The sequence below is a fragment of the Paenibacillus polysaccharolyticus genome, from assembly GCF_023714295.1.
Classification (GTDB): Bacteria; Bacillota; Bacilli; order Paenibacillales; family Paenibacillaceae; genus Paenibacillus; species Paenibacillus polysaccharolyticus_A.
This window is the reverse complement of sequence record NZ_JAMAUN010000002.1, coordinates 75,478-93,793: the sequence shown is the minus strand read 5'-3', so window position 1 is coordinate 93,793 and position 18,316 is coordinate 75,478. Positions and strand designations below refer to the sequence as shown.

The window sequence follows — 18,316 nt, the reverse complement described above, 5'->3', positions numbered from 1 at the left end:
TTCTCGTTAGAGATCAGGAATACATTCTCTGTTGTGAATTCAGATCTGCATATTTTCCTGTTCTTCCAGCAGTCGTTTCAGTTTTTGACGCTGTCGTTTTTCCTTCTTACGGCGCTCTCGATCCTCAGCTTGCAGAGCTTTGAGAAGAGAGACGCACATGCCAATAAGAACAACTGCAAATGGCAGCGCAGCCACAATAGATGCTGTCTGAAGACCATTTAATCCCCCGCTAATTAGCAGTACGATCGCGATGGCAGACTGCATAATTCCCCAGGTTAGTTTTACTCTTGTGCTGGGATTCAGTCTGCCATCTGAAGTCAGCATACCTAGTACAAAGGTAGCCGAATCTGCTGACGTAATAAAGAACATCATAATTAGAAGTGTAGCGATGAATGCTATGATTGTACCCAAAGGCAGTTGCTCTAACATGAGGAATAAAGCAGTCGTCGCATCTTCCTTAACAGCCTCTGCGAGATGGGCGGCATTAAACAATTCCAAGTGAAGTCCTGTTCCGCCGAAAACAGAGAACCAAATGAATCCAAAAAGGCTTGGAATAAGCATCACGTAAATGACAAATTCCTTAATGGTCCTTCCTCTGGATACCCTTGCGATAAAAGTGCCAACAAAAGGAGCCCACGCAATCCACCAAGCCCAGTAAAATAACGTCCATGCTCCAATCCATGTTTCTCTTGAGAACGGCGTAAGTCTTAAACTCATGTTAATAATATTTTGCATGTAACTGCCCAAGGTTGTCGTGAATGTGTCAAATATAAAAGAAGTCGGACCAGCCAATAATACAAAAATCATCAATAGAACAGCTATAACAAGGTTAGTGTTGCTCAGAATTTTGATACCTTTATCAAGACCCGTAGTCGCCGAGATTAAAAATAATACAGTTACGATTGAGATAATAATAATTTGAGCAATGGTGGAGTTAGGAATGCCGAATAAGTAATTCAAACCTCCACCGATCTGAAGCGCACCCAATCCAAGCGAGGTCGCAACACCAAAAATCGTAGCAATGACCGCCAGAATATCAATGGCCTTCCCAAGCCAGCCTGCAGCAAGACGCTCTCCAATCAGAGGAATAAAGGTGGAACTAATCAATCCTTTATATCCTTTTCGGAACTGAAAGTAAGCAAGTGCTAAGCCGATGACGGTATAGATTGCCCAAGGATGCAGCCCCCAGTGAAAGAAAGAATACCGCATGGAAAGTCTTGCTGCCTGAGCGGTTCCGGCTTCTGCTCCTTCCGGCGCAGATAAAAAGTGTGACAGCGGCTCAGCAACTCCCCAGAAAACCAGTCCAATACCCATACCCGCGCTAAAGAGCATGGATAACCAAGAAATTGTAGAATATTCCGGTTCATCATCGTCATCCCCTAGCCTGATATTGCCGAATCGACTGAACGCCAGATAGAATGCGAATACCAAGAAGAACAGGGTCGCCAGCAGATAAAACCAGCCAAAATTCTGAATCGAGAAGTTATAGGCTACGGTAGCCACATCCGCCAGCTGTTCTGGTGCGACAGCTCCCCATATTGCAAATAGTGCAACGATGATAATTGTGATTGTAAATACCATGATGAGACCCCCGTTATGTAATCTTAAGCCAACTGTCCTTAGTATGTGCTAATTGAGCCTGTAATCATGCGAAAAGCCAGCTGTTGATAAATTAAAACAAACCACAGCATATTGAAACATTTCACCGAAATAGATATTTTCGAAACAACATTGTAGTAAAATGATCAGCTGCATACGAAGCTCTTACGGAAGAGGCGCTGGACGTGACATCTCTCGCAACTTTGATAATACTTGCGCCGACCACTTAAAGTAGGGAGATGATTTAACAATGGAGCAATACAAAGGACAGGTGATCGTATCTAGCGAAAAGCAGTTCGTTTACCGTGATTCTGAGAACAGAGGACATGTGCAACTACCGAACATGGTGGTCTCTTGTTTGGAATTATCGGACACGTCTAAGATAGCCTACGGCGTGATATCCAGATACGTTTTTGAGAACGGAAAAGAAGCATTTCCCGCTGTATCACGAATAGCTATGGCTTGCAACTGTACCAAGAAAACGGCAATTAAATACATTGACGAACTCTGCGAAAAGGGATTCATTTTGAAGGAACGTAACGGTAATCGGAAGACGAACTCCTACTATCTGATGGACATAGACAAAATTGACCATCTGCATGTATCCGAAATGTTCTGGCGGGCTGTAAATTCCGTATACAGAGAAGTTGAAGTATGCTTATACGAAGATGTATATGAATGCTTCATTAAATTACTTGAGAAGCTTGACAAAGAGGGAATTACCTTTCGGGAGATTCCTGTCGATGCCGAGACTGAATCATATATACGTAAGACTCTTTTAAGCAGGGTGAAGAATGAAGGGGACGATTTCAACCCGCCGTACGACGGAAAAGCCAAGCCTAACATCTCCAACCATGCTGCGACAAAAGAAGTAACGGGAACCGCTCTAGGCGACACTGTCGAAAAAGCTGGCAACTCGGCTGGAGGTAGAGGTAGATTCTCCCTGCCTGATGACATTGAGCGATGGAAGAACGACAACTTCGTTCAGTACTTCTACGAGAAGTTTATCGACGCAACAGGCAGAACACACGAAAGCGCCCGAAGTAAACACCGTGGAATGATTGGGCGATTACTCAAAAATGTTGAAGGCAACAAGTTACGAATCAAGCTAAGAATGGATGCCTTCTTCCAAATTGGATACGACAACCCATCCCTTGAATGGTTCAGTACTTCAGGGCGGGCGGCTGAGATTGATTTGTTCATCGAGCAAGGCAAGAAACCCTTCTATATTGCGGCACAAGTGAAGAAAGAGATAGTTGAGACTACATCACAGACAAAGAGCGGCATGTCTGCTGAGGACTTCCTGAAGAGGATTAAAGGAGGTAACGAATGAGTACATGGACGACTGAGACAAAAACAGAATTATTCAGCACATGTGAAAACTGTGTTGTAAAGGACTGGTGCAAACTTCGTAACGGTCAAGTAAAGTTGCCGCCCGAGCATATGCTCAACTATTGTGTGGGCTACGATAAACTGGAAAAGGCTCTTGGATTGGCCAAAATCCCTAAGGAGTACCGTTCTGCCAACCTGAACAATTACGTTGAGGATGCAGACAATGCTGACTTTGCAACCATCCTGAAGGACTTGCTATCTAATTCAGTAGGCTTTGTCACTTCAGGTACGAACCTTGCCTTGATTAACAGGGGAAAAGGTACGGGGAAATCATGGACAGCGAGTGCCGTTCTTAATGAGTTTATTTACAAAGTTTGTCGTGACCCACAATGGTTTGATTATGAAACCCCCGTGGGAATGTATGTAAAATTTGGAGCTTGGGCTAACCGTCAGCGGGATATTTACACTCGTAATGACGAGAAGTTTACCTACGAAGCCCACCGAGAACTCAACCTGATGAATGACGTTCCACTACTAATTATAGATGATATCGGGAGCGGTCGAATTACCCCTATCATCCGGGACCTTATCTATGATGTTATTGACTCCCGTAAAGAAGAACAGAAAAGTACAATCTTTACAAGCAATTTCCCCGGTTCGATATTACGTCAAGATGACATGCTTGGAGACATGGTTGTATCTCGTATGTTTTACAATACGATGGTCATTCCGTTAGGTGGAAGAGATCGAAGAGGCGATAGTACCCATAAATACTAAATCACTCCTCAGAAAGCGAATCTTATTTGTATACGAACGTTAATATACTCAACGCCATCGAGCTAATATTATCGAGATGTTACATGAAAACACATCGTGCATTTCGTTAAGGCCTCGCCGGATACAATTACTTATCTAATTGTATCCGGTGAGGCCTTTTTTATTTCCGAAATATGGGTGCCTAGCCGGAATCCGGTCGCATCTTTTTCCGAACATGACTCGACTACTAAGAGTGTAATTTGAAATGGGGAGGAAGAGCGCAATGGCGGCAATCGAAGAACTTCAGCTACTCAATCACGTCCTAAACGTAAAAGAGTGGGGCGTTGTCGAGGATGCCGGTATCACTGAGGACTATTTTCAGGTATATAAAGACACCTTCGAGTACGTGAAAAATTTTAAAAAGAACAAAGGATTCTTGCCAACTATAGAAACGGTAATGAACAAGTTCGAAACGTTTGAGTTGGTGGAATTGGAGAACATCGACCATGTTGCGCAAGCGTTGAGGGAAGACTTTCTATATAGAGAGTTCAAACCGATACTGGTATCTGCTTCTGAGACTTTTGCCAAAAAGGAAACAACAGCGGCTATTCAGCAACTTCAGATGGAAGCGGGAAGATTTCTGAAGTCGATCGGCTTAAGCGGTCAGGGCTACTCCTACATCCAAAACGCACAAGAACGTCTCGATACTTATGACAGAATCCACGGTAGGGCACAAGACCAGATCATAGGAATGACTACTGGGTTCAAGCCGCTTGATCTAGCAACCAACGGACTTGAATACACAGATGGTGCAGTCGATTATTTCCTCGTATTTGCTCCAACAAACATGGGTAAGACCCTGATATCATCCTTTATGATGTCAGCGGCATGGAACAGCACACTAGATGATGACTATCCGGCCTACTTCGCCTTGGAACAAAGAGCTTCAGAAATTGCCCATAACTGGGACAACACACTCGCCAAAGTATCCCGCCTTGCTCTAACACGCGGTACGCTTTCTAACGAAAAGAGAGATGCTTATGCAGAGTTTATTGACCGCCTTAAGAAGAAAAAGAAAGACATGGTAATTTACGATCTTAAGAGCAATGGCGGCAAACCTTTCATGCTTGACGAAATCCGCCGGATACTCGAACGAGAAGGGCATAATCGTTGGACACTCGACCAATTATCAAAGTTACGACTTACCTCACGCGAAAGCGGCGACCTTAGACAGCGTCTGTTTGATGTTTCCGCAGGAGTTCGAGATTTAATTCTCGATACGGGTAAGCCAGCAATAGTTGTCGCACAAGCGAACCGCGATGCTCTTAAGAGAGTAAAGAAGGACTCTACCGAGAACGTTGATGCGGGGGATATTGGGGAAACCTTCGCCATCGCACAGGATGCTTCTAAGGGCATATCCATCGTGAAAGTGAGTGACAACACCTTTAGAATCCTGGTCATAAAAAATCGTGAAAATGCAAGTGGACAGTCGTTTCTTGTGCGCTACGACTTCGACTCTGGTATCGTCTCCATCCTGGATGATTCCATTCACGAGCAATACTTCTAAGAGAGGGAGGACTAACCCGTGCGGGCAAAACTGTACCTTAACTCTGTTGGCTTAGAGGCGTATAGGGAGAGTAAGGAAGTAACGGCTTACTGCCAACACTTCTCGAACCTTTTCAACGTTCACGTTGATGTCCATAAGGACGATGCAGAGATCCACACCCCCGGTTCTGCTCAGATAGGGGGAAAGGGAAGTGATTCATTTCTCTCGCGAACCCAAGAATTCAAATATTGAAATTCTTGATTCCCTGCACATCGACCCTGAAGAGTTGACAGATGAGCTGAGGTTCTCTTATCAGCATCTCTCGAAGGTGCTAAGTAACCCTAAAGCATTCACAGGTCTGAATGATACTGGCGAATGGGTCATGAGTTGCTGTCCATTGCACGCCGAAACAAGGGCATCTTTTGGTATTTCTAAAGAACCGCCCTATCACTGTAACTGCTTTTTCTGTGGTTATTTAGGAACCATAGACACCTTGATAGAGAACGCTCTAGACCTCGATGAAGGAGAAGGGATTAAAGTCCTGCTTTCCACTTATATCATCGAGGAAAAACGAAGAACGTTCGATATGGTTGACTTCATCGATAATCGTAGGAACAAGTACGTTATTCCCCATCTCGAAGAGAGCGTTCTTACTAGCATGAAAAATTCGAGGGCTAGTGATGAACTGCTCTATCAGACTGGCATGAATTATATGCGTTCTAGGGGATTTGATGATAGGACTCTTGAAACTTACGAAATCTGTGTTGACACTGCAACAGCGACGCTGGTATTCCCCCAGAGGACAAGATCCGGAGAACTCCGTTTTGTACAGAAGAGGAAAATCGGCAACAGTTATCACGGTACTAAGTTCATTAATGAAGGCAGTGCGATAAAGAAGGATATCATTTTCGGTCTCCATTTCATTAATAAACTTAGAACCACGAAACACCGGATAAGGCGAGTGAGAATGGTCGAATCACCTACTGACTGTATGTCCAACTATCAGGTGGGTATTCCAGCAATTTCGATTAACGGACGTATCCTTTTTAGGAATCAAATTCGGGAGTTGCAATTGGCTGGCATCGAGGAAATTGATTTGATGCTAGACAACGATAAAGCGGGCGAGAAGGGGATGCAAGACGCCGCAATCTTACTGGATAGGGCAGGGTTCATCGTGAACCGTGTACGCTACCCTAGCTTTCCTGCGCTCAAAGACAGCAATGATCTGCTCGTTGCTTGTTTGCTAGACCGGCTCGACACCTACAACGTGAACCTAATTGGGTCAATGCTCACGTAGGCAAAATTTTTCTCAAAGGATCTTACTCAGACAAGACAACAATCACTGAAATTACAGGCACACACATTACACATGAAACCGTTGGAGGAATATTAGCCATGACAGCTCAAACAACTATAGCAAACTTCAATATCGAGTCCTTAAAACCGATCTTCAATTATATATTGAAAGGCGTGAGAAGTGAAGACCGTGAAGAAGTTCAATCAGAAGCCGTACTTCGTATTCTTACAGCCATCGACAAGGGACAAATTAAGAAAGATATCTTCGCATTCTCTCATACAGTCGTCCAACGTGCAGTATTTGACTATTATCGTAAAAACAACCGTATGATTAGCAAGAACAGCACATCTGTTAACTTTTGTGATGGTGCAGATGAAGAACATGGTTCGACTAGCGATTACTTCTCTTACGCAACAGAAGAAATAGGCTATGGGCTGTCCGACGTAAAAACGGATTACTTGAACAACCTCATTATGTTTACACCGCAACAACGTCGAATCATTGATTTCATGCTCTTCACAGAAGAAGGAGTAGGTATGAAGCCAACAGAGATTTCTAACTTGCTTGGCTTGAACAAATCCCATGCTTCCCGAGCAATGAACACCTTGAAAAAGCTATGTCAGGAGTAACGCCTAACTTACCTATATCTAAAGTATAACATACTGTGCCTTGAAATCATTTAGTTATTCCTATACATATCTTTCGAATTTCTCATAGAAACATTTTACAACTGTACTTAGGGTAGTGTCAATAAAGTATGTTGTAAAGCAGCGTAATTAACCAGGTTTTGTAACAGTTTTATAATTTTACACATCATCTTACTTATTCACTCAATCATTATTTAGCTAACAAATGACAAAGGTTTTTAAAGAGATAAGTTCCACTACTGATATTATTGAACAAATATAAAAGAATATTAAATTTCCTTTAATTATATCGTATCCAATTTCTTGAATAATCATTCGCTCCTCTATAAGAAGATAGAACGACAATTAATAGTAAGAAGTCAGCAAACATCAAACACAAAATACATTGGAGGAAACACATTATGTCTAATACAGTAGTTCGTGGTCTAGAAGCCATTCTTTCTGGTGGTGCAGATTTCATTACTTTTGAAGAAGGAAAGCCGGTGACAATGCTCTTCATTGACTGGTTTGAAGACCTGTTCGGGATCCGTGAGCACTACGAATCCGCGCTGACGCCCAAATACATTCGTTGCCCCGGAAAAGAGATTTGCCCACTTTGCAAAGCAAACCCTTACAGATATCCTGCATTGCGGATTAAGTTCCGTGTGTATGACCCTATAGAGATGAAAGTTAAATTTGTCTCTCTGGCCAAGTCTCACGTTCAAAAGTTGAACCAAGAATTCAATTTTGACGAATGCGACCCTACTAAAAACTTCGTAACCCTTTATCGTACCGGTAAAGGCGCTTCCGACACTGCTTACAGTGCACGCCGCTATGTGGCAAACCCCGAATCTGGAAAACCTGTTCTGAACTTCCCTACGCAAGAATTAATGGACCAGATGCCTGATATTACACCGCAAATTACTCCTCATAGCCCAGAGGAGATTGCAGATTTCATGCAAACGGTGGTAGTAGGTGCCCATACTCAACCCAACATTTATAATCAAGCACGACACAGTGGCAAGCCAGCCTACGAGCAAAAAGAAGTACCTGTAACACAACGCAAACTTCCATTCTAATCTTTAATGACCTGAGGGGCTGGGACGCCCCTCGTTGTTGTATCCCCCTATTTGACACGACAGACAATAATATTTTTATAAAACGTTATTTATATATCGATAGGAGAGATAGGGAGACCAGTATATGTCAGATAACGAATTCATAAGCATTTTAACTAAAAATGAAAAGAAGTCTGCTCGAACAACACGCACTAAGAATACGGAAACAGTCAAAAAGGCGAAGAAACCCACGAAGAAAGAACAGAAAATTTTAGATTTAGAAGCATCAATCGTCATGCCTCACAATTACACGCTCATCAATACCCCTGAGTTACTTCAGCGATTGGTCAACTACTACAAGGCATATAAAAAAATGTATCAAGGCGATGCTTTTGTCTATCTCGACACAGAGACTTATGGACTAAACAACTGGCGGGACACTTTAATCTCAATTTCCATAGGTTTTGAATCCGAAGAGTATTTTAATATACCCATGCGCCCCTTTTTACATGAAATGTCAATAAATGTAGAGCATTTATCGTTCGATGCGGTATCAACCGCCCTTAAACCATTGTTAGAAACAGATGAAATGATTGTCATGGCCAACGCAAAGTTCGACATTCACGCACTGAAGAATTGGGCAGACATTGACATTACGTTTAATATTCATTGGGACACGATGATTATGGGCGGTCTGTTAAACGAAAATAAACCCAAAGGCCTAAAGGAATGGTACAACTCTTACGCTCTTCCTTGGTTAATTCAGCAGGGGAAATTGAGCCAAGATGAACTTAGCCGCCCGACTTTTAAGTTCGGTAGCATGTTTGACAAGATTCCATTCGATCGTATACCTCACAGATTAGCTAACTATTATGCTTGCCATGACGTATTCATGACTCATTGGGTGTTCAGATATCAAAAAAGCATTGTGGAAAATCCATCTTTTGGATTAGACGCAGTTTACCGTCTTTTCCGAGAAGTGGAGATGCCTTTGCTCGCTGTTTTTGTTACAGCAGAACGACGGGGAGTAGAGCTAGACTCCAAGTTTCTAAAGGATATTATTAGTAAAATATTACAAGAGAAATTGGATGAACTTAAGGCAGGTATTCTCGCTGTTTTAGGCGACACAATTACTCTTATGAAGTCACGAACCCGACAGCGACAGGGGATTAAGTATAAGGAAGAGTACGAAGTAGTGGAAGATTTTAACCTAGGCTCTCCCACACAACTAGCCAGCAAACTATATGTAGAACATAAGATTCTTGAGGCTGAAATGGTTTACGATAAAGACCTGAAGCGTAAAGTACCTAAGCAGTCTACAAGTAAGAAGATACTTACGAGGAATAAGAAGGTAACCGTTACCGTTGATGATCAGACCCACAAAATTATCGACTATATTCTGGAATACCGCGGGCTTTCCAAGCTCATTGATGCGTTCTGTAATAAACTACCAGAAGATACGATAGAGGGGATCATACACTGTTCCTATAACCAACTGGTAAGGACTGGACGAGTCTCCTGTTCAGCACCAAATCTTCAGCAAATCCCATCGAAATTTGACCTGATTCGCTATGCCTTCCGAGCCCCTAGCGGGAGACTGCTAGTCAGCGGAGACTTCTCTCAACAGGAATTGCGCTGGTTAGCTATCTTTACTCAGGAACAAACCCTTATTGAAATCTTCCAGCTAGAACTTGATATGCACAGTCGGGTAACATGCCAGATTCACAGCTTGGACTATGATATGTTCGAGAAGATTCGCGGTTATAAGGGGAATTCAGAAGAAGAGACCATCCGCAACGTAGATGAAGTGATTGCGAAATATGCAGGTTCTCAGGAACTCTTCTATGCAATAACGTACTTGAATAGTAAAGAGCAGGGTGCTAACTCTTCTACTAGGGAGATTGTCCGTCCGACCATTGAACGACTTTCCGCGTTTTTTGAGTTACTTCGTAAGAAAACCAAGTCCGTAGTATTCGGTGTAATTTACGGTATTACGGAGCTTGGCTTAAGTGAGCAAATTGAATCCAGTAAAGAGGAAGCGAAGGAGCTAATTGACAGCTTTAAGTCCTCTATGCCTAACTACCGTATGTGGGAAGCAACAACTCACAAAGAGGTTATGGAGAAGGGCTACATCGAGACTGTTCTTGGACGTAAACGCAGATTCGGTGAAACCATTGCTGAAGCTAAACAGGAGGATATGTGGAAAAATTCTGGCTGGCACTGGAAGATTGAAAAGTGTAAGCGGCAGAGTTGTAACGCCAAAATCCAAGGCTCAAGCGCTGATCAATCCAAGAAGGCGATGGTGGAACTGTTCTACCCTAAACGACCAGACGGAACTACGTGCTTTAACCGTCGGGAGTGGATAATCAATGGCTATGTGTCTCAACTTGAAAAGGATGATATCCATCTTGTTCTTCAGGTACACGACGAATTGATTTTCGACGCCCCTGATACCGTTGACCCTGTCGCACTTCAGGCGATTACAGACACTATGGCTAGTGTTATCCCCAACGATGTAGGAGTACATTTCAAATCCGATATCGAGGTATCACCTTATTGGGGCGGCAAATTCTCGCAAGAGCAAATCCGTCTTTTGAGCCAAGGTACTTTGGATTGGAGAGATATTTTCGAAGAGGAGGTTAAAAATAAGTTATCCAAGTTCGGTATTGAATATGAAATCGGTATGTTCGCTGAGAAGGATGACGAAGAGGAAGAAGAGGAGGGTTTACAATAACGGCTTCGTTGTTACTATCTTAGATAAGTACCCTATATTGTAGATAACAAGTCTGAAAGGAGCGATAATATGGCAGCAGTTTCAGGAATTAGGGTGTGGGGAAACGTTCCTCTTGCCCAAGACACAGAGATTAAAACCGGAGCTAATGACAACATCGTCGTAACTGTCAACGGAACGGATTATCCCATCACATTAAACGAAGGGGAGTATACGACTAGCCATTCGCATGCAACTTCCGAACTGGTTCAACATATCGCAAGTAGATTAACAGCGGCGGGATGCCCTGTGTACGCCAGGGTGGGAGGCATCCACGACGATAACCCAAGAACGGTACTTGTCATTGAAGCAGTAGATAAGGGGGGAAACGTAACAATGGCCGTGTCCGGTACTGGCGCTACTGCCTTTATAGGAGACGAGCCGTACCAAGTCCAGCCGCCCGTTTGGGTCTCTGAACGTGAACCTACACTAGGGCCGACTGAATTAATCTCAAGAATACAAGTCATGAAGACCTAAAAGACCCTAGCAGGGTCTTTTTTATTTTCCGCATCTTTATCGGCAGATAGCTTGACTACTGTGAGTGTAAGGCAAAACAACCGAAATGGAGCTTGGGACACATGACAACAGTAAAATTCAACCCTAATACGCAGAAGCGTACTTCTCAACGAGTGATGGTGCTGACCGCACTTCGTGACGCAGGTTCTAAGGGATTGGCCAACTATGAACTGTATGAAATCAGCCAGCGGTGGGCCGCGCGTCTCCAAGAACTGTACAAGCAAGGCTACAAGATTCGTGTTGACAACTTGGGTGACGGTATTTACAGCTATACTTTGGTCGAAGAACCTACTGAAATCCTGCCGAGACCTGACCGCGCACAAGATGTCTTGACTCGTGAGATTGAAGTTAAGTTTGGTGGTTCTGTGACCACTGATCAACTCCTTTACATCCTGCAATCTAACAAACTTCAGGTTGGACGTAAAGCGGGGACATTCAGCGTATGAAAATCGGATTTAATTTGCAACTATATGAGACTATGTAGCGACCACTATAGAGAAAGGGGCGGCAAGCTATGAAGATGACAACAGAACAATATGCAGAAATCATCGCAGGTAAGGTTGCTCACACGGCAAGGAACATCGCTAAGAATGGCGGTCGGCAAGAGGAAGCCGATTCTGATGTAGCTGCGGCAATGATTATAACCTTCGCACAAGAGATGATGCAAATCATGAATCAAGTTCATCAGATGAACGGAGAACCAACTATTTTACACTAGGAGGAACCTATGAGTGATTAACCATTGCTAAAGAAGAAAAGAGTGAAGTGGTTTACCGACAGAAAAAGAAAGCTCTACTTATAGAAAATCAAAGAAACAAGCCAGCCATAGGAAAGAGAAGGTAGTTTCTACCTCCATAGTTGGTCATACAAACTTCTCCGATAGATGGGAGTAGATGAAGTGATACCCAAAGTTTTAAGTGTTCATCGGATTAAATTGGAAAACTTCCGTAAAATCCAAGATGCTTTTCTGGAAGAGTTCAACGACCTCGAAGTAACCTGTGTGTTCCGCCTAAGGGAGAATACAGAGATACTTGAATTCAAGACTGAGGGAGGTCAGCAATGTTAAATCGTTACGCTGTCGGTGGGAGGTTAGATCCACCCTACTACCCTACGAAACCTCATCCTCACTTTGTGGGCAAGGCAATCACGATTCCTGCCAAAGCGAACGGGAATAGGGTTATCAAGGATACCTTTACAATGTCTCATAATCTCGAATTCTATGCGGTATCCATCCGAACGAACATGAACACCGCCGAAGACTACTGGAATTTAACTGTGGGCGGAAAGGTTCTTGCCAAGAACATCCATTGCAAGAACTACGAAGAAGGCTTGTACTTTCAAGTGGCGCATCCGGTGGCGGCAGGGCAGGAGTTCCTGTTCGAGTACCACACACCACACGGAGACGGAAAAAATCTGGAGTTGATGTTCCACTTCCTTACTGAGCCTGACGTTAACCTTGTACTCACGGGAACAACTGACTTAGGTAACTACCCGGATCCGCCCGAAGAGCCCGCCGAAGACCAACAACCACCGGACGCTCCGGCAAGCGGTATACAGCTTCCTGTTGCATGGCAACCGTTTACTTCCGTTGTTGAAGCTGAGAAGTGGGCAAGTAACTTGGGAGTGTCAGTAAACTTCGCTAAGAAGATCGATGCAGCTAACTATGTGACAGAAGCGTTGGCGTTACTTCTGAATACTTGCGGCGGCTTTGCTGAGATGATTCAGAAGCATAAGCTAACAATTAAGATTGAGAACGGTAATGGTGCGAATGGCTTCTTCGACCCTTCCTCTGGAAAGGTTGTCGTAAGTAAGACGTATGACTATGCTAACGCTGATGTTATCGCTCAAATGGAATACGATACCGGTCAGAAGTCTTCTCCTAATAAACTGAGGACGGTCATTCATGAGATTGGGCACTGGCTTCATTATCACAATATTGGAGCACAACAGTTCTATACGTACTCTGCCCTCGACCCTGACAACTATGGAGCGAAGACAATTCTCACTAATGCGGAGTCGACCTATATTGCGAACCATCTTTGCAACTATGCGACCAAATGGTTTCCCATTGAGTTGATGCCTGAAACGTTCACCGCGAAGATAACCGGAGTACCCATTGATGCGAAGATATGGGAGTGGTATGAGCAGTATGGTGGATTCAAATGTGAGGGATGGTAATGGATTTGGCGGCAATGGAGAGGAGATTTTTGTAATGGACATTACAGTTCCTTGCATTTTTTGCAAGCACTTTAATAGGGACGAACGGGAGAACATGACCTGTGCGGCTTTCCCTAATGGAATACCTAAAGAAATTCAGGATTTAAAAGTTATACATACTAAGCCGTATCCCGCCGACAACGGAATCAAGTACGAACCGTTAAGTGATAAGCATGACTACTTCAAATACTTTAAGGGAGAGATTTTACAATGAAAAAAGTAGTCGGAGCGTTATTGGCAGGTTTGGGAATTGGTGCAGTGGGAGCAGTCGGGGTTGCAGGAGCGGCAGCAATTATTATTATTACTCTGCTACTTAAACCTTTATTTGCTCTCTTGATAGGTTGGGTAATTGGATTCGGGTTAAAACTCATTGCCGGTTCATTCGTGGCTGGTACGCTGAGTACGATTTTCAACACAGCAATTTCCGCTTCCGCTTTGCCACAAATCTTCGCAGGGATTGTATTGCTGACTTCATTCATTAAACCTTCCCGCAGTGTCGCAGAGGAGAGCGCAAATAAGTAAAAGGTTTAAATCTAGTTTTGAAGACCTGAAGAAAGGACTTCGTAAACTCCCATTAATCCTACACTGACCATTATAGAGAGGTGACATTATTGATAGGATTCTTAAATAAGTGCCCCCACTGTGGGGCACGTTCTTCTTTTACACCTGAAGAGATGGAATGTGATAAGGCGTTGGTGCTGTGGTGCAGTCACTGCGGAAACTTCATCAATCAAACGTTTACAATCGAGACTGTCCGCAGGTGGTGGGTGCGATACGACGAGGGTGAGGAATCGATTGTTCCTCCAGTCAGCAAGTACAACCTTCAAAAACTTATGGAGATCGAACAGATGCTTAATGAGCAAGGTGAATGGATGGAGAGCATTGAGATTCATATTAAAGACTTTAAAGACTACCATTATACAGACGAAGAGGGTGCCAGTAATCATGAAGGTTCAGATAACAGCTGAATTTCACCTTGACAACGGAGAAGTTAAGACGATCGATTGGTTCGAGATTGACCCTAAGCTTAAAGGTAAGATTGTCGAAGGTGGCGTAGACAAACCTGTGGAAATCATCCTCAAGGCGGCTAAGGATGTACAGGATGAATACAAGAAAATATTCCGCAAGTATCATAAGGAAGGTGAGGTATTCGCCGTAGAAAACCTTTCGGGCGAGGTATCCGGTGTTCCCTTTACCAAAGTGACGTACTGGACATTAAAAGCGGAAGAGGTCAAAGAGGAAGCAGCCGAGCCTACCAATAACAATCATCAATGAAAGTGAAAGCATCAGATCTCCAATCATTAATTAGTGTGAACATATTGCTAGAACTACGAAATGGGAGGTGTTGCAAATGCGTAAGTTTGAACGCAAGGTAGTGGTAACCATCGGATTCCACGCTTCATCGGCACGTAACATAGTCATGGTACTGGACATAGAACCTACCCATGAGAAGCTTGAACTTCTCGCTGAGATGAATCAAGCCGACTACATTGACATTGGAACAAGACTTGTACCTGTGGAGGCTAAATAGAGTAGTTAGCAATATCGGTAATCATACTGAAGGCACGGAGCACGACGAAGTTAACGATCAATCGCAACTACCGACTTGTATCGAGCGACCACTATAAAAGACAACAAAACAAACTACGGAGGTAACAACAATGACAAAGCATATTTCCATTAATCCTTTTGGTTTCCCTGTAGTGCCTGGTTTGGAGGGAAGTAACTTTCTTATTATCATTCAGAAAGCCGCGCGCTATGACGAGACGGTCAAGTTAAATAAAAACTTGTCGAAACGTATCAAGGAATTAGAAAGCACTTTAGCTGAACAAACGCTTGAGTCAGATGGAGCGTTTGCAGTCCCTTCATTTCCGCAGGATTTTGATTATTTTGGGAATGTAGGAAAACTTACCTACGGAGAGATACAGGATGGTCTAATTTCTGCCAAACAGGAAAAACTGGAAGCGGGTAATTTCCACTTCATTGGAGCAGGAGATTCAGCCATCATTCGTATGCACGATGGAGATCGTATCATCACGATCGTAACTCAGGGATACTATGAGCACCAAGAAATCCTTCGCGAACGGAACACTAACGCTAACGAATGCAATGTCCCTGACTGTATTTGCCAAATCTTTAAGTTTGCTCCTACGATCTAGGTTACAGTGCACCTCTTAATTGAGGGGGTTCAGACCATACAACTGCTAGAAGTAACGAAAGAAGGTAAAATTGACGATGGACAAACACGAAAACGCAATGATTCCGGGAAGCAGCCCATTTTCGCTATCTGACGTAGCTTCTTTGATTAAAGCAGGGGAGTTGGACAAGTCTATTCCATTTATGGCTTATAACCGATCCACCCGCCGTGCCGCTGAGAAACAAGCAAAAAAGATGATTCGTCGCTCGAAGGTCTAGGTCTATGCGTGCACCGCACCTTACAACGTACATAAAACGACAAACACAGAGTGTTATGTTGACCCACTATTCGTCTGCATCATTTACAACAAAGCAATCTACTATGAAGGCAGTGTCTTATGAGAGAATTATACGAATCCGCACATTACTAGGAGGGATAAAATGCCAAGAACTTATGTTTACACTCTAGGAGTTGTAGCAGAGCAAGTAGAGAAGATTGAGAGTGCTATCAAGAATATGGAGCAAGCTATGCGGCATGTATCCCCCGCCACGGTAGACGTAATTCGAAGGAACAAGAATCAGCTTGAAGCATTACTAGAACGTATTATGCACGCTGACGTTTCTTCCACATCTGGGCTTCAGGATCTAATGGAAGGTAACAAGCACTGTCTTCAGGACTGCTTCTCGGCAGACTATACCAACCGTCTCAGCACAATTAGGAGGACAAGACGATGAAAATGAAGTTCAGAGACGTTTATGGAATCCTTCAGAACAATAGGAGGGCTGTTTCTGATATGGGATTGGATTACACCAATGTGCTTGAAGGAGAAGGCAAGTGCCTTATCTCTGCGGAACTGGATGCCCTAAAAGAAAGCTACGGAAACCTGTACAATTCGGACATCGAATTGAACGAAAACATCGACGCTATCAGGGTGAAAGCCAACTCCTGTTTTGCCTGTTTAGACCTAACTTAAAGGTTATATCTCATTCTGAGTTAGCTTAGGTTATCGCCACCTTTTAAAAGAAGCTTCGGCGTAGTACCTCGAATTCGCCCATCCTCTTTTAGCGAATGGGATGACTTGTAACAAATTGGAGACCTTCGGGTCTCTTTTTTCTTTCGCACCTTTCTCCCTACATAACTCTACTACTGAGAGTAAAGAAGGAGTGATACACATGAACATGGACCACAGAATAGCCGCAGGTTTGTTACTTAAAGAAGTTCCCGAGAAACACACCAGAGAGATTCACTTCCAGGCGAACGGGAAGCGTATCTTCCTGAGTTCCATCACTGAACAAAAATTGGTCTCTGAAGATAAGTTTGATATGTTCCAGCATTGGATTGAAGAGACCGTAATTAACCTGCCTTCCTACGAGACCCTCTTGGAAATCCTTGAAGCGGAGGGAACGTTGTCTAATGACAACTAACGTAAGTAACATGACGGACCACGAGTTCGTGACTGCTCATCAAGACCTTGTACACAGCCTATGTCAGCGGAACGTACCTTTACTTAATGGGTTTAAACACTCTTCCGGTGCTGATTAAGAAGACCTGTTCCAAGTAGGTATGATAGGTCTCCTGAAGTCGAGAAACAGGTTCAACACGGAGTTGAGCCTTCAGTTCTCTACCTGCAAGAGCTAGACGAGGAGGATACTTCTACCGTAGCCGCCGCTCTTGATATTTTGGAGAGACAGGCTAAGATCCTGCTGGACGTACTACAGAGCAACTACAACCTTGGGCAAGATGTAGTCAACCATTCAATCGTTAAAGACTTCTTAGATATCCTGGCAGATCGTGAACGTAATATCTGGTAAAAGTCAAGGGCTACGTTAAGAAGTAAAGGAGGTATGTCTATGCGCCCTGAAGTGGATGATTTCATAGAAGTTACCAGTGAAGCACACCCGCAGAACGGTCTTATTGGCCGAGTTGTCGCCGCCTCCCTGAACAAGGTCACTGTCAATCTTTATGGCAGTGAGGTCATACTGAGCGAGAGCCATATCAGAGTAAGAGCAAAGCTAGGGACACGGGCACACGCTCTATTAAACCTTAAGTCTATGATGTGGGATATGGATAGCCTGGACGACATCGGTCTGTACGTCCTTATGGATATTGCATTATGGATGCGAGACTATGATTGGTGTAAAGAGATTTACCAAAGGATGGTTAAGGCGGGCTAATCGCCTGCCTTTTTCTTTTATTCGCTTCTTATTTTTACGATAAACACGACATTATTATAGGAAAGGAAGCTCTGGTGACAATCAAGAGGTATTTACAGAAGATATGTTACTTGACCCAAAGACTATGAGGCAAAGCATGTCAAGAATCCTCAGACCGGAGAGCCGATGATCATTGAACCTATCGTGCAATTCTCATCAAACCGTCTGAGCCTGCCAAAAAACGACTCGAGTTCGGAAAGAAAACCTTTCCGTTGAAGTAGAATGATCCCGAAAGGGGTCTTTTCTTTT

23 protein-coding genes are annotated in these 18,316 nt (G+C 43.6%); 22 read left to right on the top strand and 1 reads right to left on the bottom strand.

Going from position 1 to position 18,316, the window contains the following annotated elements; genetic code table 11:
* Window positions 1–39: 39 nt before the first annotated feature.
* Entirely contained in the window at window positions 40–1,581 is a 1,542-nt protein-coding gene (locus tag M3629_RS09190; protein WP_251504998.1) for a glycine betaine uptake BCCT transporter, read from the bottom strand.
* A 268-nt stretch (window positions 1,582–1,849) separates the two neighbouring features.
* Between M3629_RS09190 and M3629_RS09185 the strand changes: the two genes are divergently transcribed.
* The 22 genes from M3629_RS09185 to M3629_RS09080 all read left to right on the top strand — a co-directional run bounded on the left by M3629_RS09185 (window position 1,850) and on the right by M3629_RS09080 (window position 18,028).
* Entirely contained in the window at window positions 1,850–2,932 is a 1,083-nt protein-coding gene (locus M3629_RS09185; RefSeq protein WP_251504995.1) for a helix-turn-helix domain-containing protein, read from the top strand.
* The gene (locus M3629_RS09180; RefSeq protein ID WP_251504993.1) at window positions 2,929–3,708 is read left to right on the top strand and encodes an ATP-binding protein; all 780 of its coding nucleotides are present in this window, start codon (window positions 2,929–2,931) and stop codon (window positions 3,706–3,708) included. The genes M3629_RS09185 and M3629_RS09180 overlap by 4 nt, the downstream gene beginning before the upstream one ends.
* Window positions 3,709–3,970: 262 nt before the next feature.
* A complete protein-coding gene (locus M3629_RS09175) occupies window positions 3,971–5,254 on the top strand; it encodes a DnaB-like helicase C-terminal domain-containing protein (protein ID WP_251504990.1) in 1,284 nt (427 codons plus the stop codon).
* A gap of 190 nt (window positions 5,255–5,444) precedes the next feature.
* Window positions 5,445–6,530: a toprim domain-containing protein gene (locus tag M3629_RS09170; protein ID WP_251504987.1), complete on the top strand. Its 1,086-nt coding sequence runs from the start codon at window positions 5,445–5,447 to the stop codon at window positions 6,528–6,530.
* A 98-nt stretch (window positions 6,531–6,628) separates the two neighbouring features.
* Window positions 6,629–7,159 (top strand): sigma-70 family RNA polymerase sigma factor, encoded by a 531-nt coding sequence (locus tag M3629_RS09165; protein ID WP_251504984.1) that lies wholly within the window; start codon window positions 6,629–6,631, stop codon window positions 7,157–7,159.
* A 419-nt stretch (window positions 7,160–7,578) separates the two neighbouring features.
* Window positions 7,579–8,235 carry a hypothetical protein gene (locus M3629_RS09160; protein WP_251504981.1) on the top strand — a complete coding sequence of 219 codons (657 nt, stop codon included), beginning with the start codon at window positions 7,579–7,581 and terminating at the stop codon, window positions 8,233–8,235.
* A 124-nt stretch (window positions 8,236–8,359) separates the two neighbouring features.
* Window positions 8,360–10,948, top strand: a complete 2,589-nt coding sequence (locus M3629_RS09155) for a DNA polymerase (protein ID WP_251504977.1) — start codon at window positions 8,360–8,362, stop codon at window positions 10,946–10,948.
* A gap of 69 nt (window positions 10,949–11,017) precedes the next feature.
* Window positions 11,018–11,461, top strand: a complete 444-nt coding sequence (locus tag M3629_RS09150; RefSeq protein ID WP_251504974.1) for a hypothetical protein — start codon at window positions 11,018–11,020, stop codon at window positions 11,459–11,461.
* Window positions 11,462–11,562: 101 nt separating this feature from the next.
* Window positions 11,563–11,946: a hypothetical protein gene (locus tag M3629_RS09145; protein WP_251504972.1), complete on the top strand. Its 384-nt coding sequence runs from the start codon at window positions 11,563–11,565 to the stop codon at window positions 11,944–11,946.
* Window positions 11,947–12,014: 68 nt separating this feature from the next.
* A complete protein-coding gene (locus M3629_RS09140; RefSeq protein WP_251504969.1) occupies window positions 12,015–12,218 on the top strand; it encodes a hypothetical protein in 204 nt (67 codons plus the stop codon).
* Window positions 12,219–12,559: 341 nt separating this feature from the next.
* The gene (locus tag M3629_RS09135) at window positions 12,560–13,678 is read left to right on the top strand and encodes a hypothetical protein (protein ID WP_251504966.1); all 1,119 of its coding nucleotides are present in this window, start codon (window positions 12,560–12,562) and stop codon (window positions 13,676–13,678) included.
* 34 nt (window positions 13,679–13,712) lie between these two features.
* Entirely contained in the window at window positions 13,713–13,931 is a 219-nt protein-coding gene (locus M3629_RS09130) for a hypothetical protein (protein ID WP_251504963.1), read from the top strand.
* Window positions 13,928–14,239, top strand: coding sequence for a hypothetical protein (locus tag M3629_RS09125; protein WP_251504961.1), 312 nt, complete (start codon window positions 13,928–13,930; stop codon window positions 14,237–14,239). The genes M3629_RS09130 and M3629_RS09125 overlap by 4 nt, the downstream gene beginning before the upstream one ends.
* Before the next feature lie 89 nt (window positions 14,240–14,328).
* A complete protein-coding gene (locus M3629_RS09120) occupies window positions 14,329–14,685 on the top strand; it encodes a hypothetical protein (RefSeq protein ID WP_251504959.1) in 357 nt (118 codons plus the stop codon).
* Complete coding sequence (locus tag M3629_RS09115) at window positions 14,663–14,992, top strand: hypothetical protein (RefSeq protein ID WP_251504958.1); 330 nt, start codon at window positions 14,663–14,665, stop codon at window positions 14,990–14,992. The genes M3629_RS09120 and M3629_RS09115 overlap by 23 nt, the downstream gene beginning before the upstream one ends.
* A 76-nt stretch (window positions 14,993–15,068) precedes the next feature.
* A complete protein-coding gene (locus M3629_RS09110) occupies window positions 15,069–15,248 on the top strand; it encodes a hypothetical protein (protein WP_251504957.1) in 180 nt (59 codons plus the stop codon).
* Window positions 15,249–15,378: 130 nt separating this feature from the next.
* The gene (locus M3629_RS09105) at window positions 15,379–15,876 is read left to right on the top strand and encodes a hypothetical protein (protein ID WP_251504956.1); all 498 of its coding nucleotides are present in this window, start codon (window positions 15,379–15,381) and stop codon (window positions 15,874–15,876) included.
* A 76-nt stretch (window positions 15,877–15,952) separates the two neighbouring features.
* The gene (locus M3629_RS09100) at window positions 15,953–16,132 is read left to right on the top strand and encodes a hypothetical protein (RefSeq protein ID WP_251504955.1); all 180 of its coding nucleotides are present in this window, start codon (window positions 15,953–15,955) and stop codon (window positions 16,130–16,132) included.
* Between the two features lie 162 nt (window positions 16,133–16,294).
* Window positions 16,295–16,588, top strand: coding sequence for a hypothetical protein (locus M3629_RS09095; protein WP_251504953.1), 294 nt, complete (start codon window positions 16,295–16,297; stop codon window positions 16,586–16,588).
* Entirely contained in the window at window positions 16,585–16,827 is a 243-nt protein-coding gene (locus M3629_RS09090) for a hypothetical protein (RefSeq protein WP_251504950.1), read from the top strand. The genes M3629_RS09095 and M3629_RS09090 overlap by 4 nt, the downstream gene beginning before the upstream one ends.
* A gap of 199 nt (window positions 16,828–17,026) precedes the next feature.
* Entirely contained in the window at window positions 17,027–17,278 is a 252-nt protein-coding gene (locus M3629_RS09085) for a hypothetical protein (RefSeq protein WP_251504949.1), read from the top strand.
* A 426-nt stretch (window positions 17,279–17,704) separates the two neighbouring features.
* Window positions 17,705–18,028 (top strand): hypothetical protein, encoded by a 324-nt coding sequence (locus M3629_RS09080; RefSeq protein ID WP_251504946.1) that lies wholly within the window; start codon window positions 17,705–17,707, stop codon window positions 18,026–18,028.
* The last annotated feature ends 288 nt before the right edge of the window (window positions 18,029–18,316 follow it).

Excerpts from the sequence above, each read along its gene's own strand:
- M3629_RS09125 (WP_251504961.1), top strand. The coding sequence starts at position 13,928 with ATGAAAAAAGTAGTCGGAGCGTTATTGGCAGGTTTGGGAATTGGTGCA.
- M3629_RS09160 (WP_251504981.1), top strand. The coding sequence starts at position 7,579 with ATGTCTAATACAGTAGTTCGTGGTCTAGAAGCCATTCTTTCTGGTGGT.
- M3629_RS09080 (WP_251504946.1), top strand. The coding sequence starts at position 17,705 with ATGCGCCCTGAAGTGGATGATTTCATAGAAGTTACCAGTGAAGCACAC.
- M3629_RS09105 (WP_251504956.1), top strand. The coding sequence starts at position 15,379 with ATGACAAAGCATATTTCCATTAATCCTTTTGGTTTCCCTGTAGTGCCT.
- M3629_RS09130 (WP_251504963.1), top strand. The coding sequence starts at position 13,713 with ATGGACATTACAGTTCCTTGCATTTTTTGCAAGCACTTTAATAGGGAC.
- M3629_RS09190 (WP_251504998.1), bottom strand. The coding sequence starts at position 1,581 with ATGGTATTTACAATCACAATTATCATCGTTGCACTATTTGCAATATGG.
- M3629_RS09135 (WP_251504966.1), top strand. The coding sequence starts at position 12,560 with ATGTTAAATCGTTACGCTGTCGGTGGGAGGTTAGATCCACCCTACTAC.
- M3629_RS09095 (WP_251504953.1), top strand. The coding sequence starts at position 16,295 with ATGCCAAGAACTTATGTTTACACTCTAGGAGTTGTAGCAGAGCAAGTA.
- M3629_RS09115 (WP_251504958.1), top strand. The coding sequence starts at position 14,663 with ATGAAGGTTCAGATAACAGCTGAATTTCACCTTGACAACGGAGAAGTT.
- M3629_RS09110 (WP_251504957.1), top strand. The coding sequence starts at position 15,069 with ATGCGTAAGTTTGAACGCAAGGTAGTGGTAACCATCGGATTCCACGCT.
- M3629_RS09155 (WP_251504977.1), top strand. The coding sequence starts at position 8,360 with ATGTCAGATAACGAATTCATAAGCATTTTAACTAAAAATGAAAAGAAG.
- M3629_RS09175 (WP_251504990.1), top strand. The coding sequence starts at position 3,971 with ATGGCGGCAATCGAAGAACTTCAGCTACTCAATCACGTCCTAAACGTA.
- M3629_RS09165 (WP_251504984.1), top strand. The coding sequence starts at position 6,629 with ATGACAGCTCAAACAACTATAGCAAACTTCAATATCGAGTCCTTAAAA.
- M3629_RS09085 (WP_251504949.1), top strand. The coding sequence starts at position 17,027 with ATGAACATGGACCACAGAATAGCCGCAGGTTTGTTACTTAAAGAAGTT.
- M3629_RS09150 (WP_251504974.1), top strand. The coding sequence starts at position 11,018 with ATGGCAGCAGTTTCAGGAATTAGGGTGTGGGGAAACGTTCCTCTTGCC.
- M3629_RS09090 (WP_251504950.1), top strand. The coding sequence starts at position 16,585 with ATGAAAATGAAGTTCAGAGACGTTTATGGAATCCTTCAGAACAATAGG.
- M3629_RS09100 (WP_251504955.1), top strand. The coding sequence starts at position 15,953 with ATGGACAAACACGAAAACGCAATGATTCCGGGAAGCAGCCCATTTTCG.
- M3629_RS09180 (WP_251504993.1), top strand. The coding sequence starts at position 2,929 with ATGAGTACATGGACGACTGAGACAAAAACAGAATTATTCAGCACATGT.
- M3629_RS09145 (WP_251504972.1), top strand. The coding sequence starts at position 11,563 with ATGACAACAGTAAAATTCAACCCTAATACGCAGAAGCGTACTTCTCAA.
- M3629_RS09185 (WP_251504995.1), top strand. The coding sequence starts at position 1,850 with ATGGAGCAATACAAAGGACAGGTGATCGTATCTAGCGAAAAGCAGTTC.
- M3629_RS09140 (WP_251504969.1), top strand. The coding sequence starts at position 12,015 with ATGAAGATGACAACAGAACAATATGCAGAAATCATCGCAGGTAAGGTT.